This window comes from Chelatococcus asaccharovorans, assembly GCF_003201475.1.
In the GTDB taxonomy this organism is placed as follows: Bacteria; Pseudomonadota; Alphaproteobacteria; order Rhizobiales; family Beijerinckiaceae; genus Chelatococcus; species Chelatococcus asaccharovorans.
Genome location: NZ_QJJK01000010.1, coordinates 141929 through 158241, shown reverse-complemented (window position 1 = coordinate 158241; position 16313 = coordinate 141929). Strand labels below are relative to the sequence as shown.

At 62.9% G+C, this 16313-nt stretch carries 15 protein-coding genes; 6 read left to right on the top strand and 9 right to left on the bottom strand.

The genetic code is table 11. The features are described from left to right. Positions 1-109: 109 nt before the first annotated feature. Positions 110-1699, bottom strand: a complete 1590-nt coding sequence (locus C7450_RS22995) for an ABC transporter substrate-binding protein (RefSeq protein WP_110376804.1) — start codon at positions 1697-1699, stop codon at positions 110-112. A 193-nt stretch (positions 1700-1892) separates the two neighbouring features. Between C7450_RS22995 and C7450_RS22990 the strand changes: the two genes are divergently transcribed. From C7450_RS22990 to C7450_RS22970, 5 genes are all read left to right on the top strand, one after another. Beyond that, complete coding sequence (locus tag C7450_RS22990) at positions 1893-2669, top strand: SDR family NAD(P)-dependent oxidoreductase (RefSeq protein WP_110376803.1); 777 nt, start codon at positions 1893-1895, stop codon at positions 2667-2669. Between the two features lie 67 nt (positions 2670-2736). After that, the gene (locus C7450_RS22985) at positions 2737-3678 is read left to right on the top strand and encodes an ABC transporter permease (RefSeq protein ID WP_110376802.1); all 942 of its coding nucleotides are present in this window, start codon (positions 2737-2739) and stop codon (positions 3676-3678) included. Between the two features lie 9 nt (positions 3679-3687). Continuing rightward, positions 3688-4566, top strand: coding sequence for an ABC transporter permease (locus C7450_RS22980; protein ID WP_110376801.1), 879 nt, complete (start codon positions 3688-3690; stop codon positions 4564-4566). Positions 4567-4773: 207 nt separating this feature from the next. Continuing rightward, positions 4774-5607 carry a GntR family transcriptional regulator gene (locus C7450_RS22975; protein ID WP_110376800.1) on the top strand — a complete coding sequence of 278 codons (834 nt, stop codon included), beginning with the start codon at positions 4774-4776 and terminating at the stop codon, positions 5605-5607. A gap of 283 nt (positions 5608-5890) precedes the next feature. Then, complete coding sequence (locus C7450_RS22970) at positions 5891-7456, top strand: class I adenylate-forming enzyme family protein (protein ID WP_110376799.1); 1566 nt, start codon at positions 5891-5893, stop codon at positions 7454-7456. Positions 7457-7512: 56 nt separating this feature from the next. Here the strand turns inward: C7450_RS22970 and C7450_RS22965 are convergent, their stop codons facing one another. The 6 genes from C7450_RS22965 to C7450_RS22940 all read right to left on the bottom strand — a co-directional run bounded on the left by C7450_RS22965 (position 7513) and on the right by C7450_RS22940 (position 12520). Next, positions 7513-8259, bottom strand: a complete 747-nt coding sequence (locus C7450_RS22965) for an ABC transporter ATP-binding protein (protein ID WP_245450066.1) — start codon at positions 8257-8259, stop codon at positions 7513-7515. A gap of 8 nt (positions 8260-8267) precedes the next feature. Continuing rightward, entirely contained in the window at positions 8268-9017 is a 750-nt protein-coding gene (locus C7450_RS22960) for an ABC transporter ATP-binding protein (RefSeq protein WP_110376798.1), read from the bottom strand. A gap of 4 nt (positions 9018-9021) precedes the next feature. Then, positions 9022-10035 (bottom strand): branched-chain amino acid ABC transporter permease, encoded by a 1014-nt coding sequence (locus C7450_RS22955; protein WP_110376797.1) that lies wholly within the window; start codon positions 10033-10035, stop codon positions 9022-9024. Further along, positions 10032-10904, bottom strand: coding sequence for a branched-chain amino acid ABC transporter permease (locus C7450_RS22950; protein ID WP_110376796.1), 873 nt, complete (start codon positions 10902-10904; stop codon positions 10032-10034). The genes C7450_RS22955 and C7450_RS22950 overlap by 4 nt, the downstream gene beginning before the upstream one ends. Before the next feature lie 32 nt (positions 10905-10936). Continuing rightward, on the bottom strand, positions 10937-11272 hold the full coding sequence (locus tag C7450_RS22945; protein WP_146227466.1) for a hypothetical protein: 336 nt from the start codon (positions 11270-11272) through the stop codon (positions 10937-10939). 66 nt (positions 11273-11338) lie between these two features. Continuing rightward, positions 11339-12520, bottom strand: coding sequence for an LLM class flavin-dependent oxidoreductase (locus C7450_RS22940; protein ID WP_170147381.1), 1182 nt, complete (start codon positions 12518-12520; stop codon positions 11339-11341). 652 nt (positions 12521-13172) lie between these two features. Here C7450_RS22940 and C7450_RS22935 point away from each other — a divergent pair. Next, the gene (locus C7450_RS22935) at positions 13173-14066 is read left to right on the top strand and encodes an isocitrate lyase/PEP mutase family protein (protein ID WP_110376794.1); all 894 of its coding nucleotides are present in this window, start codon (positions 13173-13175) and stop codon (positions 14064-14066) included. 183 nt (positions 14067-14249) lie between these two features. Here C7450_RS22935 and C7450_RS22930 read toward each other — a convergent pair whose 3' ends face one another. Further along, the gene (locus tag C7450_RS22930; protein ID WP_110376793.1) at positions 14250-15416 is read right to left on the bottom strand and encodes an ABC transporter substrate-binding protein; all 1167 of its coding nucleotides are present in this window, start codon (positions 15414-15416) and stop codon (positions 14250-14252) included. A gap of 37 nt (positions 15417-15453) precedes the next feature. Beyond that, positions 15454-16311, bottom strand: a complete 858-nt coding sequence (locus tag C7450_RS22925) for an amidohydrolase family protein (RefSeq protein ID WP_110376792.1) — start codon at positions 16309-16311, stop codon at positions 15454-15456. Positions 16312-16313: the final 2 nt, after the last annotated feature.

Here is a 16313-nt window from a genome sequence, read left to right as displayed (position 1 = left end):
TCACCCCCACCGTCATTCCGGGGCCTCGCACCAGCGAGGAGCCCGGGTTCGGGCCTGTCGGCCCGCCCCGGGATGACAGTGGTTCGTTCGTAAAATCAGCCGCGCACATCTAGCCGCGCTTGACGTTCCAGAAGGCCGGCAGGCCGTTGAGCATGCCGGTCAGATCGGCGCGATGGGCGGTGGCAAAGAAATACTGCCCCAGCGGTGCATAGGGCACGTCTTCGAAGGCTTGCAACTGCATATCGGCGGCGATTTTTTTGCGCGTGGCTTCGTCGGAAGCCGCGAGCCAGGCATCGCGCAGCGCCTCGATCTTCGGGGCGGTTGGCCAGCCCGGTCCGGTCGGCTTGCCATTGCCGCGAATGAAGGCGTGGCCGGCCGGCGTCGACTGGTCCATACCGCTCCAGAATGTGCTGAAGATGTTCCAGCCACCCTGTTCAACCGGATCTTCCTTGAAGCGGCGCTGGACCAGCGCCCCCCATCCCATGGCCTGATAGTCGACATTGAAGCCGATCTTCGTCAGCATGTCGGCTGTCATGTCGGCCAGCGCTTTCAGATTGGGAATATCCGCCGGGGCGAGCACGACGACCTTCTCGCCGTTATAGCCGGCTGCCTTCACGGCCGCCTTGCTCTTCTCGAGATCGCGCGGCCCGGTCAGCGCCGCCATGCCCGCATCGCTCGCATAGGGCGTGCCGGGGCAGAAATAGCCGACGCCATCATGCCACAGGGTCTTGTCGTCGCCGACGATGGCCGTCATGAAGTCGCGCTGGTCGATGGCGCCGAGAACCGCACGCCGGAGTGCCGCATTGTTGAACGGCGCGATGAGATGGTTGAAGCGCAGCGTGCCGATCTGCCCCGTCGGGTCGGCGACGCGCACATTGACGCTCTTGTCGCCGCGCAGTGCCGGCAGGAGATCGGCGTCGGGCGTCCACCACCAGTCGATCTCGCCCGACTTCAGGGCGGAGAACGCGGTCGAAGGGTCGGGAATGATCGTCCATTCGACGCGGTCGAAATGGACGACCTTGGGACCGGATGTCCATTGCGCCGTGCCGTTCGGGCGCGGCACATAACCGTCGAAGCGCTCGTAGACGAGACGCGCGCCCGCCACCCGTTCATTGGCGACGAACTTGAACGGCCCGCTGCCGACCATTTCCGTGATCTGGGTGAAGGCGTCCGTCTTCGCCAGCCGCTCGGGCATCATGGGGCATATGCGCGGGTATGACTTGCCGAGCGCATCCGGCAGGAGGGGGAACGGACGTTTCAGGCTAAAGACGATCGTCTTGTCGTCGGCGGCGGACAGCTCGTTGGTGGCAGCCATCAGCGCGCCGCCGAAGGAATCCCGTTTCGCCCAGCGCTGGATGCTCGCGACGCAATCGCGAGCGAGCACGGGCGACCCGTCGTGAAAGACGAGCCCGGGGCGCAGTGTCAGTTTCCAGGTGAGGCCGTCGTTCTCCGTGACGACGCCGTCGACCATCTGCGGCACGGCGCGATAACTGTCGTCCTGTGCAAACAAGGTATCAAAGACCATCAGCGAATGGTCCCGCGCGGGGTAGGTTGGCGTCCAGACGGGATCGAGACCTGCGACGTCCGTCTGCGGCACGAATTTGAGCACGCGCTGCCGCTCCGCCGCGATGACGGCTGGTGCCGCGATGGCCGCTACGCCGAGCGCAGCACTCCCCTTCAAGAATTCCCGTCTACGCATCGCCCCACTCCTCTGGTTTTCGTTTTTCATGGTTATTCCGGCGCGCGGCCGGCGCCGCACGCGGCGCTTAGCGACGGCCCCTGTTCGCACTTTGGCGTTGTCGCTCGGATGACCCGCTGCTAATGTTATATTTACAATACAAACAAACACTAACCGCAAGAGCCATTTAAGGCCGAGTTCGAGGGGGTTTTTCTTGCAATCGGATGAGACGGATCATTTTCGCCTGTCCGGCGACATCGCCCTTGTTACCGGCGCCTCGCGCGGTATCGGGCAAGCCATCGCCTTTGCTCTGGCGAAGGCGGGCGCGCATGTCGTTCTCAACGCGCGCGACCCCGGACAGCTCGAGGCAAGCCGGTCGGAGCTGGCCGCGCAGGGCCTTTCCGTTTCTGCGATTGCATTCGACGTGACCGATCCCAGCGCGGTCGCAGCCGCTGTCGCCGAGATCGTCGAGCGCCATGGCGGCCTCGACATCGCTGTCGGCAATGCCGGGCAATCGTTGCGCAAGCCAGTCGGCCAGTTCGACAGGGCCGAGATCAGCCGCCTGATGGACGTCAACCTCGGCGCGGCGCTCGTTCTGGCGCAGGCGGTTGCGCCCGTGATGGAGGCGCGCGGCGGCGGGCGCATCCTGCTCACAGGGTCCATGCTCGGCCAGATCGCGCGGCCGAACAATGCGCTCTATTCCGCGACGAAGGCCGGTCTTGCCGGCCTCGCCCGGGCCCTGGCCGTCGATCTCGGCCCGCGCGGCATTCGCTGCAATGTGGTTGCGCCGGGCGCCGTGCGGACAGCGATGACGGAAACGGCGGCGCTCGATCCGGCCGTCGATGCCTTCGTGAAGCAGCGGACGCCGCTCGGCCGCTGGGCGACGCCGCAGGATGTCGCGGCTGCCGCGCTCTTCCTGGTGTCACCGGCGAGCGCTTTCGTCACCGGGCAAGTGTTGTTCGTCGACGGCGGGATGTCGGCCCAGGCCTGATCATGGAGGCCTGATCATGGAGCGGGTTGCATAGCCCGGGTGCGCGAATGCCAGGATCGTATGCGCAATGGTGAACTACTGTATTCGCCGGATCTTATCGACCATTCCGGTCATGCTGTTCGTCGCGTTCTTCGTTTTCAGCCTGCTCTATCTGGCGCCGGGTGATCCGGCGCTCATCATTGCCGGGGATCACGCCAGCGCGGACGATGTCGCCCGCATTCGCCAAGCGCTGGGGCTGGACCAGCCTTTTCTCATCCGCTTCTGGGATTGGCTCGTGCGGGTCGCGCAGGGGGATCTGGGCCATTCCATTTTCACCAGCCTGCCGGTCGCGCATATGATCGGCCAGCGGGTTGGTCCAACCTTGTCGCTGATGGTTCTCACCATCGCTTTTTCCGTCACCATCGCCGTTCCTGTCGGCGTTCTCGCCGCCTGGCGGCGCGGCTCATGGGTCGATCACGTCGTCACGGCAGGCGCCGTTCTCAGCTTCTCGGTTCCGGTCTTCGTTGTCGGCTATCTGCTCGCCTATGTCTTCGCGGTCGAGCTCGGATGGTTGCCCGTTCAAGGTTATACGCCGCTCGACGCAGGCCTCCTCCCGTTTCTCGGCAATCTGATCTTGCCGGTCCTGGCCCTGTCGGGCGTCTATATTGCGCTTATCGCGCGTATAGCGCGCGCCGCGATGATCGAGGTCCTGACACAGGACTATGTACGCACCGCCCGTGCCAAAGGCCTCGGCCATCGGGCCGTCCTGTTCGTGCACGCCTTGAAGAATGCCGCCGTGCCGATCATCACCGTCATCGGGATCGGGGTGGCGCTGCTGATCGGCGGCACCGTCGTGACCGAGAGCGTATTCGCCATTCCGGGCCTTGGACGTCTCACGGTTGATGCGATCCTGAGGCGAGACTACCCGGTTATTCAGGGTATCGTATTGGTTTTCAGCATCACCTATGTACTGATCAACCTTGCGGTTGATGTTCTTTACACCGTCTTTGATCCCCGCATCCGGTATTAGGGGGGCGCCATGACTGTTGAAGGAGCGGCTATGCGCCCGGAAACTGCATCCGACGGCTGGGTTAAGACATTGCGGCGTCTGGCAAGCCACCGCGCGCTGCTCGTGGGAACCGTGATTCTCGCCATCCTTGTGATCGTCGCGATTGCAGCGCCGCTGCTTGGAACGGTCGATCCCGCGGCCCTGTCGCCCGCGCGTCGCAACCGCGCGCCGTCGGCGCTTTATTGGTTCGGCACCGACCAACTTGGTCGCGACATCTACTCGCGCGTCCTTTACGGTACGCGCGTCTCCCTGATCGTCGGGCTGGCCGTCGCCATGCTCTCGGCCGTCGCCGGAATCGTCGTCGGGATCATCGCGGGCTACGTCCGTTGGACCGACGGCCTTATCATGCGCATGATGGACGGGTTGATGTCGATCCCGCCCATCCTGCTCGCGATCGCCCTGATGACGCTCACCCGCGGATCACTGGGCAACGTCATCCTGGCCATCACCATATCCGAGATCCCGCGCGTCGCCCGGGTGGTGCGCGGGGCCCTCTTGAGCCTGCGCGAGCAGCCCTTCGTTCTAGCCGCCGTGGCCACCGGCGTCAGCGTGCCACGGATCATGCTGCGCCATATTCTTCCAAACATCATGGCGCCGGTTATCATCCAGGCCACCTATATTTGCGGCGCGGCCATGTTGACCGAGGCCATTCTCTCCTTCATCGGGGCCGGCTTGCCGCCCACCATCCCGTCCTGGGGCAACATCATGGCCGAAGGCCGCGCCTTGTGGCAGGTGAAGCCCTATATGATCGCCTTTCCCGCGATGTTCCTGTCGATCGCCATCCTTGCTGTGAACCTTGTCGGCGATGGGCTCCGCGACGCACTCGATCCGCGGCTGCTGGAAAGGTGACGAATGCCGGCCCACCGCTGACCCGGGGGGAATTGTTTCCGCGCGCTTTCAGCGGGGAGCTTGCACCGGATGTTTCCAGCGTGGCGCCGTAGGCCTTTTGGCTAGTTGAAATCCGGCCGCAGTCGCTACTATTGGGCATCGTTATGTGATTCTGCTGTTGATTGATTCAATGTTCACGGCGAATAGTCTGGGCAAAAGGGGAATGAGATGACGCGGGTTAGCGCCAAGGAAGGAAGCCGCGTCAACGCGAATCTCAAGGCCCCGCTCTATCATCAGATCTTTCTCATCCTGCGAGACGGGATTCTCGGCGGGACCTTCAAGGTTGGGGATGTTCTGCCTGCCGAGCACGAAGTCGCGAGCCTCTATGGCGTGTCCCGCATCACGGCGCGGCGGGCGTTGACGGAGCTCGCGCTCGCGGGGTTCGTGTCGCGGGCGCGCGGGCGCGGCACCATCGTTCAGTATCGACCGCCGACCCCGCCGCTGCGGGCCTCGGTTGCGGCCTGGCTCGAAGGAGCGGCTGTGATGGGCCAGACCACGACCGTCAAGGTGATGGAGTTCGGCTATGGGCCCGCGACCCAGATGGAGGCCGAGGCGCTCGAGCTGCCGGTGGGCACGGAGGTCCAGCAGTCCCAGCGCGTCCGCTATTTCGGCGACTTTGCGATATCGCTCCTTGTCACGGTCATTCCCGCGCGGATCGGCCGGACCTTCGATCGCGCAAGCCTCGCGCGGACGCCGATGCTGTCCCTGATCAAGCGCTCCGGCGTCAAGATCGGCCATGCGCGGCAGAGCATCACGGCGACCCTTGCCGATCAGAACATGGCCACGCGGCTTTCGACCGAAATCGGTGCGCCGCTCTTGAAGGTGCAGCGCGTGGTTTGCGACCAGGCCGACGAGCCGATCGAATATCTGACGGCCTATTATCGTCCTGACCGCTATCAGCTTGAAATGGTGCTGAGCCCGTCGCAGACGGTGGAGACAATGAGCAGCACGCTAAGCGAACTCACCATGCAGACGGCTGAAGCCAGGAAAGGCAAGCCGTAGCCCGTATTTTGCTGCCGAGATCATTGTGTCGGGGCAAAGCTATCCAGAATTGGCCCGGAATGCGCGTGTCATCCTGCACGTCTTCCCCGGGTATGGGGCTGGCACGATTACGCCGCGCCCTGTGCGAGGGCCGAGGGCGGCGTAGTTGGCGCTTTACCCGTCCGACGAGGACTTGTATGTCTTATTGATAATACAAACGAAACTGTGCGCTCCGCAACGCGACCCTGCGCCAGTAAGCCGTCGGGTGCGAGTGTCGCTCGCGTAGTAGAATACAGAGTGGAACATGATGCATTCGACCGGTCCGTCCAGTGATGTTCGTAGCGGCTCCGCAAGGGGCATGATCGTCGCCGACGGCATCCGGGCGGCGGCCGGCCGGACACCAGCGAAGACGGCGATCATTGCCGGTGAGCGGCGCCTGACCTTTGCGGGTCTCATCGAGCGGATCGATCGGCTTGCCATTCTCGCTCACGACGGGCTCGGACTTTGGCATGGCGACCGTGCCGCGATCCTTGCGCCGAACTGCCTGGAATATATGGAGATCATCGCCGGATTGTCGTCGGCCGGCGTTGCCACGGCGGCGATCGGCCCTGCGGCCTCCGAGCCGGAAATCCGCTTCATCTGCGAGGATTCCGGGGCGCGCGTGCTCTTCGTCGATCCGGCGCTTGAAGAGAAGGCGCGCGCCGCGATACCCGCCAGCGTTGAAAAGGTCATTCCGCTCGGGCCGCTCTATGAGGATCTGTTGGCCAGATCGTCGACGCGGCTCTGCCCGGTGGACGTCAGTGAGACCGATATCTTCAGTATTCCCTATACATCCGGCGCGACGGGACGCCCCAAGGGCGTCTTGCTCTCGCATCGCAGCCGCGTATTGTCCGCCTTCTGCCTGGCCGCCGAGCATGGCAGTTATACGCCGGACGATCGTGCCGTTGCGACAACCCCGATGTTTCATGGCGCCGGTCTTCTCATGGCGCTGGCACCGGTATTCTTCGGCGGAACGGTGGAAATTCTTGCCAAGTTCAATATCGAGGTTCTACTGGCGACAATTACCCGTTTGCAGGCGACGTCGGTCTATATGGTTCCGACGCATCTTGCCGCCTTGCGCAATCTCGGCAGCAAGGCGAGCCAGTTCGATACGCGTTCGCTGCGCACCGTCGCATCCGGCACCGCGCCGCTGTCCCAGACCCTGAAACAGGAAGCGATCGCCTATTTCGGCGAAGGAAAGCTCTATGAGCGCTACGGCTCGACCGAGGCGGGCGTGACATCATGCCTGCGTCCGCAGGATCAGTTGCGCAAGATCGCCTGCGTCGGGTTGCCCCTTCCCCTGACGCGCCTCAAGGTGATGACGGCGGATGGGCGGCAGGCCGGCCCCGGCGAGGTCGGTGAGCTGGCGATTGCCTCGCCCTATATGTTTTCAGGCTACCTCAATCTTCCCGAGCAGACGGCCGAGGCCTTCCGCGACGGCTGGTTCATCAGCGGCGATCTCGCGCGGATCGACGAGGAAGGCTACCTGTATCTGGTTGATCGCAAGAACGACATGATCATCTCGGGCGGCGAGAACATTTATCCGCGCGAAATCGAGGAGATCCTGCTCGCGCATCCCGGCGTAGCCGAATGCGCCGTGACGAGCGTGCCCGATGCCTATTGGGGCGAAGCCGTTGCAGCCTTCGTCGGCCTGCGGCCTGGCGCTGCCGTGACGCCTGACGAGCTGGCCGAGCTCTGCCGGGCGCGGCTCTCGCGTTACAAGGTGCCGAAGGCGTTCATCTTCGTCGAGACATTGCCCCGCAACAGCATGGGCAAAGTGCTGCGCCGGGAGCTGAAAAATCTCCTGCCGCAGGCGCCGGCGGGATCGTAGACGCGCGAGCGGTTCGCCCGCTCCTGAATGACGCGGTGGTTCCGTTTGAAAATGCGCTACGCGGCGGTGGGACGCATGCCCATGTAGAGCTGCGCAACCCGCTCGTCGTCCAAGAGCGCCTGCGCGCGATCCTCAAGACGAACCTTGCCGAGTTCAAGGACATAGCCGCGGTCGGCCGCAGCAAGCGCCTTGCGAACATTCTGCTCGACCATGAGAACAGCTTTGCCGAGCTTGGCGAGGTCGCGCAATACCGTGAAGACCTGATCGACGATACGCGGCGCGAGCCCGATCGACGGCTCATCGAGCATCAAGACCTTGGGATCCATCATGAGGGTGCGCGCGAGCTCGAGCTGCCGCTGCTGGCCGCCGGACAAGCTCGAGGCCTGAAGGCCACGCAGCTCGGCCAGCGCCGGGAACATCGCTTCCATTTCCTCATGCCGGCGCTTCAGGACAGCGCGGTCCTTGATCAGGTAGCCGCCCATCCTGATATTCTCGGCAACGGTCAGTCGCGGGAATATGCTCCGGCCTTGGGGGATATAGGCCAGGCCCTCCAGCAGCAGCTTTTGGGCGGGAAGGTCGGTGACATCCTTGCCATCGAGTTGCACGGTGCCCTGCCGCAGCTGGATCAGGTTGACGATGCCCTTGAGCAATGTCGATTTACCGGCGCCGTTCTGGCCGATGACGCAGACGATCTCGCCGGCGCCCACGTTGATGTCGACGCCGTTGACGATCATGCGGCCGCCACCGTAGCCGGCTTTGAGGTCGCGGATGGCGAGGATGGGCTTCGATGTCTGTTCGCTCATCTGTGATATCAGCTCAAATAGGCTTCGATGACCTGGGGGCTGGCCTGAATAGCGGCCGGCGGGCCATCCTCCAGGACCCTGCCCTGGTGCAGGACAACGATACGCTCGGCGACCGACATGATGAATTCCATGTTATGTTCGATCACGACGAGCAGGAGGCCCATCTTCGGTGCCTGATCGAGCAGGAAGTCGTGCAGTATATTCAGCAATGTCGGGTTGACGCCGGAGGCCGGCTCGTCGAGCAGCAGGACCTTGGGGGCGCCCATCAGCGTCGAGGCGATCTCGACAAGACGCTTCTGGCCGAAGGAGAGGTCGCTCGCCGGCCTGTTGGAGAAGCGTTCGAGACCGACCATCGCCAAGAGCTCGCGGGCCTTGTCCACCGTGTTGCGGTTATGCGCGCGTCCGCGGAATATGCCGGCCATCTCGCTGCGCAGGGTCTTGTCCTGGGCAGAGAAGAGCATGTTCTCCAGGCAGGTCGCCTCGGGCAGCACGCGGCATTCCTGAAAGCTGCGGGCGAAGCCCAGCCGGGAGAGACGGAACGGCGGCAGGCCGTCGACACGCTCGCCCATGAAGCGCACCTCCCCGCTGTCGGCATTCTGGCGCCCGCAGATGATGTCGAACAAGGTCGTCTTGCCGGCTCCATTCGGCCCGATCAAGGCGACGATCCCCGGCTTGTCGACGCTGAAGCCCGCGCCGTCCAGGGCGACCACGCCGCCAAAACGCTTGGCGATGGCTGAAACCTCAAGGATTGGCGCCATCGGTCTATCCCTCGCTCTTCACGGCGTGGGGGCTTGCGCCCGGTTGCTCATCCGCAACGCGATCCCGCTTCATCTTCGACAAGAGGCTGTCGGCAAGGCCGATGAGGCCACGATTGGCAAAGAGGGCGATGAAAACGAGCACGAAGCCGAAGATGATCAGGCGGAATTCTGCCGCGACACGCAGGAATTCCGGCAGGGCGATGAAGATGAACCCGCCGAGGATAGGGCCGGCGAGATAGCCGGGGCCGCCGACGAGCACGATGGCGACGATATTCATGCTGGCATGCAGATCGAACATGGTCGGGGCCGCGACACGCAGGAAGGTGACGCTGAGCGCGCCGCCCACGCCTGCAATGGCGGAGGCGATGACGAAGGCGGCCAGCTTATGCGCGAAGACGTCGACCCCGCGCGACGCCGCCATGGTCTCATCCTGGCGGATGGCGCTGAGTGAGAAGCCGAATGGCGACCGCGCGATGAGCCACTGAACGAGCAAGGTTCCGAGCGTGGTCAGGAGCGCGAGCCAGTAGAAACCGCGGGGCGTTCTGAATTCGATGGTAAAGTCACCGATCGTCAAAGGACGTGGGCGCGGAACACCGGGCAGGCCTTGCGCTCCACCGGTAATCCCGTCGAGGTTGTTGAAGAACGTATAGACGATCATCCCGACGCCAAGCGTCACGATGACGAAGAAGTGGCTGCGCAGCCTGAGGCAGGGGATGCCGACGAGGAAACCCGCGAAGCCGGCGACAATCGCGGCGGCGAGCATCGCCTCCGGCAAGGCCCAGCCCGCACCTTTCATGAGGAGCGCGGCGGTGTAACCGCCAATTCCCGTGAAGGCCATGTGCCCGAGCGACAACAGGCCGGCCTGGCCGTAGAGCAGGTTGAGACCAATCGCCGGAATGACGGTGCACAGGGTCAGCGTGAGGGTGTTCACGACATAGGGCTGGTCCGGGAGAAGAACCGGCACGCAGGCCGCACCGATGACGGCGGCCAGAAGCGCGAGACCTTTCAACGACGTCATGGCTCGCCGCGCTCCCGCTTGCCGAACAGGCCATAGGGCCGGAACAGGAGAATGCCGATGAGGGCGGCGAAGACCACCGCATCACGGTAGTCCGTCGGAAGGACCAGCGTCGCCTGCGCCTCCAGTATGCCGATGACGAAGCCGCCGATGATCGCCCCCGGCACGCTGCCCATGCCGCCCAGCACGATGGCCGTGAGGCCCTTCAGGAGGGGCAGATCACCCATGGCCGGCGAGATGAGGAAGAGCGGGCCGAGCAATGCGCCCGCGAGGGCTGCGAGCGCGGTCGCCAGCGCGAATGTCATCAGAAAGATGCTGTCGGGGTTGATGCCCACCACCCGCGCGGCTTCCAGGTTCTGGCTCGTCGCACGCAAGGCTGTGCCAAGACGTGTATGGCGCAGGAACAGGTCGAGGGCGACGACGGCGACCAAAGTCACGCCGATGATCACGAAATGCTGGGCGGTGAAGGAGAGCGGTCCGAGCCTTATCTTGCTTTCGACCGTCTCGACACGCATGTGGAGGGCAAGCGGTCCGAAGAAATAGATGATGCCGTTCTGCACGATCATGATGAGCCCCATGGAGGCCACGATCTGCATGCTCAGGCTGCCGCGCAGATGCTGGAAGATGCCTTTCTCCAGCAGGCAGCCCACCAGCGCCAGCACCAGCATGGATCCAAGGATCGCGACGAAGTAATTCCCCGTCAGTTGCGCAAAGATGACCTGGCAGACATAGGCGCCCGCCATGAAAAGGACGCCATGGGAGAAATTGAGGACATGCATGACGCCGTAGATCAGCACCATTCCCAGCGCGAACAGGGCGTAGATGGCCCCCATCATCAGTCCGTTCATGCCCTGTTCGGCAAAGGCCAGCATGCCCCTTTACTCCAATCCTCGAAACGACGCCGTCAACTGCCGCAGGCCGCAGCAAGTGCTGTCGGCATGCTGATCGTGCGGGTCCCGTCCTTGCCCCAACGGGTTATATAGAAGAGCGGTGATGCCTGGTTGTTCTTGTCGAGTTTCAGCTCACCGGCAACGCCCTTGTCGTCGATCGTCGTCAAGGCGTTGCGAATAGCCTCCCCGGCACAGCAACCGCGCGCAACGGGCCGGCGAAGGGGAACGGCCACGCCCCGCTGCAGCGACATAAACTTGCCGTCACGTCCGTGGGTGCAGCAGCGCGAGACGTCGACACCCGTATAGGTCACCATCGGGCCAAGTCCGAAACCAGATGCGCCGCCTGTCATGCCTGCCGCTCGCCTGTTCAAATCGAGCATTGCGTCGTCTCTATTCAGCCGGGCGGCAGCGTGCATTCAGTCCTTGGCGGCACGCTTCGCCTGCTGCTCAGCCTCGTGCTTCTCGAACATCTTGCGCTGGGCAACGGCCGACCGCGAGCCATATTCCATGCCGTGCTCGATCGACCATTTCAGCGACTCGTCACGATTACGGTTGGCGCCGCTGAAATGCGGGATGACATAGCGCGCCACAAGTTCCCAGGATTTCTTCGTCGCCTCGAAGTCCGCCCAGTTGTGGGCAACTTGCAGGAAAGCGCCGAAATCGCCCTGCTTCTCATAGAGCTGCTCGATCTTCGCAATCAGATCATCCGGCGTGCCGATAACGCCACCGTGGTCCTTGACGACCGCCTCCACCAGACCTTCGAATGTTTCGCCGCGCGTCTTGCGTTTGATCGTCGGATTGATGGCTTCGCGATAGTCGAGCCAGTGGCGCAGACCGAATTTGACATTCTCGAGTGCCTGTTCGCGCGTCTCGGCAATATGTGTGAGACCGGCGAGGCGCAGGCGCGCACGATCCATGACATGCCCATGCTCGGCGGCGACCTCGTTGGCGATACGCCAGTTCGTGCCGAGCACATCGAAACCGGTCGGGCTTGTCGCCGCCACGCAGAGCATGCCGAGGCCATACTTGCCCGCGTTACGTCCGCCGGATGGCGTCAACGTACTGGCCACGCACACTTCGAGGCGCGGATTGGTATAGGGCAAGAGATGGACGCGCGCGTCGACCAGGTTATACCACTCGGTCTTCTCCGTGACCGTTTCACCATCGAGCAGCCGCAAGACGACATCCAGCGCCTCGGACATGCGATCCCGCAATGTTTCCGGCTCGATGCCCATCATCATGGCGTCGGCGGTCAGAAGCCCCGGCCCGACACCCATCATGATGCGGCCACGTGTCTGGTGATCGAGCTGAATGATCCTGTTGGCCACCGTCAGCGGTGAGTGATAGGGCAGGGATATGACGCCCGTGCCGAGCCGGATGCGTCTTGTGCGCTCGGCGACGGCAGCAATGAAAAGCTCCGGGCTTGCGATGATTTCCGCGCCCGAGGAATGGTGCTCGCCGATCCAGGCTTCTTCATAGCCCAGCCGATCGAGATGTTCCACAAGCTCCATGTCACGCTGAATGGCGAGCGTTGGATTTTCCTTGTTCGGATGAATAGGCGGGAGAAACATGCCATGCCGAAGCGGTATAGAAGCCATTGAAGTCCATCCACTCTGAATGTGCCGTTTGCGCTGACTTATAATCATCCGAGACCGCGAGCCGGCAAACCCCGTCGACTGCGTGTGTCATCGCCATTCTTATGGTTATAAACGTATAACAATGCGCCTTCGAGTGGCAAGGCGATAACGCGGCGCGAGGAAGGAATCAGAGCTGGTATGATAGCGGGGATTCGGCGCCGCGCATAATCGTTCGTTTAGCCCCGAAAGCCTGGTAGTCGGCCTCACCGGGGACCGCGCCGGCGCCGCGCGGCGCCCGAAACCGCGGTCTCCTATGCGCCGCGGGACGGCCCGGTGTGCTTGACAGGTGGGGTATTTGTATTAATGATATGACAAGTTGCGCCGGTAGGATGTCGTCAAGCTGAATCAGCCCGCCGGGGATCATCTGACCTGCGGGTCGCGGCTGTAAGTCCGATGGTATAGTACGTCTTATCGTGGATACCGTCATGAACTGAAGTAAGTGCGACGCGGTCAAAAGGGGCGGAAGCAGGTTGTTGCCTTGTCGGTGTGCACGGCCTCTGGCCGGGAAAGCTGCGTGCGGGGAAATCCTTTCGCGAGGAAAGCCTCTTGGCTTGGCTGTCGTGAATGAGTATTGCGTACGCACCCGGGTATCAGGCAGGAGATCTGTAGAGTTATGAACTTGCGAAACCGTCTCTTGACTGATGCTCCGCTCGTCGCGCCTGGTATATTCGATGCATTGACAGCGTCGCTGGCCGCGGCAGCCGGCTTCGAAGCCTTGTATGTCTCCGGCGCAGCGATCGCCTACACGCGCCTTGGCCGTTCGGATATCGGTCTTGTCTCGATGGCGGAAGTTGCGGACGTCATCACGCAGATCCGCGACCGCGTCAAAACCCCACTCATCGTCGATGCCGACACCGGCTATGGCAATGCGCTCAACGTCCTCCGCACCGTCAGGTTGTTCGAGCGCGCCGGCGCCACGGCGATCCAGATCGAGGATCAGTCGTTTCCGAAGCGTTGTGGCCATCTGCGTGACAAGAGCCTGGTTTCCGCCGGTGAAATGGCCGGCAAGATCAAGGCGGCTGTGGATGCGCGCGCAAGCGAGGAGACCTTGATCATCGCGCGCACAGACGCCATCGCAGTCGAGGGGTTCGAGGCGGCGCTGGAGCGTGCCCGTCTTTATGTTGAGGTGGGCGCCGATATCCTCTTCGTGGAGGCGCCGCGTTCACGCGAGCAGATGGCCGCCATCGGCCGAGAATTCGGGAGCATGCGCCCCCTCATCGCCAATATGGTCGAGGGCGGCGATACACCGCTCAGCAGTGCCGAGGAACTCGGCGAAATCGGCTTCAAGATCGTCATCTTCGGCGGGGGCATTGTTCGCGCTCTGGCGCGAACGGCGCAGGAATACTATCAGTCGCTTGCTACGCACGGTACCAATGCGCCCTTCAGCGACCGGATGTTCGACTTCACCACGTTGAACGATGTCATCGGCACTCCGGAGTTGCTGGCGCTCGGCAAGAGCTACGATTCCATTCAGCCAGCGCGCCGGACTGAAGAGGCTGGCGCCTGATTGCTACGAGGGGCGATCTGCAAGGGGAGGGGGCCGCTTGCGCCGGCGGCTCCAGACCGTTGATATAGCACGGCGATCGGCTGAGCGCCTCACATTCATCCGCCGAACGCGCGGCATGGATGGCTCACCCCTGGCAATCACCGGCGCGCGGCCGGCCGGCGTGAAGCATTGTTGAGCGGGGGATCAGCCGCTTCCGCAAGCGGCCGCGAGCTCGGCCGGAAGCACGACCTTGCGGGTGCCGTCAGCGCACCATTGCGTGACATAGACCGGCGGGTTCGCCTGTCCCTTGCCATCGAATTTCACCTCGCCGATGACGCCGTTATAGGTCAGCTTGGTGAGCGCATCGCGAATCTTCGCACCATCCGTCGTTGTCCCGGCTGCCTTCATCGCTTCGACCGCGACAAAGATCGCATCGTAGGATTGTGCGGCGAAGCCGTGCGTTTCCTCGCCGTACTTGGTCTTGTAGGCGGCGCTGAACGTCTTGATGCGATCGAGCGGACTATTCGGGGGGAAGGCGTTATACTGCACCATGCCGTCGAGATATTTGGCGTTGAGCCGCTGCAGGAAGCGATCGGAGCCCATGGCCAATGTCCCGATGAGCTGGATGTCGACCCCGGCATCGCGGAGCTGGCGGATGGCCAGCGAGCCCGGCTCCTCATCCATCAGAAGCACGACGGCCTTCGCGCCGGAATTGCGGATATTGGTGACGTGGCTGGAGAAGTCCACCTCGCCCACATTGAAATAACCGACATAGCCGATCTTGGTGCTGTCAGGCAGAAGGCTTTTCATGGCCTCGATGCCGCCACGCCCCGTATCGTTGTTCCAGGCGAGAAAGGCGAGCGGTGTGAGCTTGGCCTCCGCGATGTACTTCGCCAGACCCTGGTTAAGCTGGGTGTCCCGGGCGTTGATCCGGAAGAAATAGGGATTGCCCTGTTCCGTGAGGTTGCCGGCCGTGGGCACCGTGATGATCAAGGGCACCTTGAAGTCCTCGGCGACGGGAGCTTCGGCGGCGGCGACCGGGCTGCAGAGTTCCCCGAGCACGATCGGCACCTTGTCGACGGTTGCCAGGCGCTCCATTGCAGAAGAGCCTTCCGCGACATTGCAGCGGGTGTCGTAGGTCTTCAAAGCCAATTCGTAGGTCTTGCCGCCTACGGTGAAGCCGCCCGCCTTGTTGATCTGCTCGACGGCCAGATTGAAGCCGTTCTGCTGGAATTTGCCGGCTGGTGCGAGCGGTCCTGTCTGCGCAGTCACCACGCCGAGGGTTACGGTGCCGTCCGCGGCCAGCGCCGCGCCCGTCAGCATCGCCGTGATCGTGACGGAAGCCGCCAAGGCCTTCGTGCTGTTTCTCATGGAGCCACCTCTGGTTTTTTGCTCGCCGAACGTGTCGTTATGGGGTGAGACCGTAAACCCTCAAGGCATTGTCCCGCAAAAGGAGCCTCTGGGCGTCCTCGCGCAGGCCGAGCGCCTCGATCTCATCGAGCGTGCGCTTGAAGGCGAGCACCGGATAGTCCGTGCCGAACATGACCTTATCACGGCCATAAGTGTTGATGTAGTGGATGAAGCTTGCCGGCCAGTATTTCGGGCTGTGGGCATCCGAGGCGATGTAGACGTTCGGGTGTTTCCACGCCATCGCGATCATCTCGTCCGTCCACGGAATCCCGATATGGATGCCGATGAGCTTCAGTTCGGGAAAATCGCAGGCGATATCGTCGAGAAGGATAGGCCGCGCGACGCTTCGCAGCGGACGCTTGTCATAGTAGATCAACGACTGCCCGACCTGCATCTGGATGGGAATGCCGAGCTCGCAACACTTGGCGTAGAACGGGTAATACTTGCGATGATTTGGCTCGAGCTCAAACCAGTGTGGATAGGTGTGGGCCCCGATGAAGCCAAGCTCACGCACCGCCCATTCGAGGCGCCGCACGCCTGCCATGCCTTCGGTCGGGTCGACGCCGGCCAGGCCATGGAAGCGCGTCGGATGGGCTGCGACGGCCTCGGCGATCCATTCATAGGGCATGTGCCATGCGCCGGGCGTGCCCTCTTGCCCCAGCTTGCAGGCGATCAGGAAGGCCCGCTCGATGCCGGCCTCATCCATCTGCGCAAGCATCTGTGCGTGCGTGACCGACGCAACATCGTCTGCCGCACGGCCGATCTTCTTGGTGTGGAAGGTCCTGGTCCATGCCGGGCGCGCCGCGACGATCTGCGGGGTCAGCGGATTGACAACGACATCGATGACGCCTTGCACCA

What these genes read in the sequence shown, in the direction of transcription:
- C7450_RS22995 (WP_110376804.1), bottom strand. Translation starts at nt 1,699, where the DNA reads ATGCGTAGACGGGAATTCTTGAAGGGGAGTGCTGCGCTCGGCGTAGCG.
- C7450_RS22985 (WP_110376802.1), top strand. Translation starts at nt 2,737, where the DNA reads ATGGTGAACTACTGTATTCGCCGGATCTTATCGACCATTCCGGTCATG.
- C7450_RS22980 (WP_110376801.1), top strand. Translation starts at nt 3,688, where the DNA reads ATGACTGTTGAAGGAGCGGCTATGCGCCCGGAAACTGCATCCGACGGC.
- C7450_RS22975 (WP_110376800.1), top strand. Translation starts at nt 4,774, where the DNA reads ATGACGCGGGTTAGCGCCAAGGAAGGAAGCCGCGTCAACGCGAATCTC.
- C7450_RS22970 (WP_110376799.1), top strand. Translation starts at nt 5,891, where the DNA reads ATGATGCATTCGACCGGTCCGTCCAGTGATGTTCGTAGCGGCTCCGCA.
- C7450_RS22965 (WP_245450066.1), bottom strand. Translation starts at nt 8,259, where the DNA reads ATGAGCGAACAGACATCGAAGCCCATCCTCGCCATCCGCGACCTCAAA.
- C7450_RS22960 (WP_110376798.1), bottom strand. Translation starts at nt 9,017, where the DNA reads ATGGCGCCAATCCTTGAGGTTTCAGCCATCGCCAAGCGTTTTGGCGGC.
- C7450_RS22955 (WP_110376797.1), bottom strand. Translation starts at nt 10,035, where the DNA reads ATGACGTCGTTGAAAGGTCTCGCGCTTCTGGCCGCCGTCATCGGTGCG.
- C7450_RS22950 (WP_110376796.1), bottom strand. Translation starts at nt 10,904, where the DNA reads ATGCTGGCCTTTGCCGAACAGGGCATGAACGGACTGATGATGGGGGCC.
- C7450_RS22945 (WP_146227466.1), bottom strand. Translation starts at nt 11,272, where the DNA reads ATGACAGGCGGCGCATCTGGTTTCGGACTTGGCCCGATGGTGACCTAT.
- C7450_RS22940 (WP_170147381.1), bottom strand. Translation starts at nt 12,520, where the DNA reads ATGGCTTCTATACCGCTTCGGCATGGCATGTTTCTCCCGCCTATTCAT.
- C7450_RS22935 (WP_110376794.1), top strand. Translation starts at nt 13,173, where the DNA reads ATGAACTTGCGAAACCGTCTCTTGACTGATGCTCCGCTCGTCGCGCCT.
- C7450_RS22930 (WP_110376793.1), bottom strand. Translation starts at nt 15,416, where the DNA reads ATGAGAAACAGCACGAAGGCCTTGGCGGCTTCCGTCACGATCACGGCG.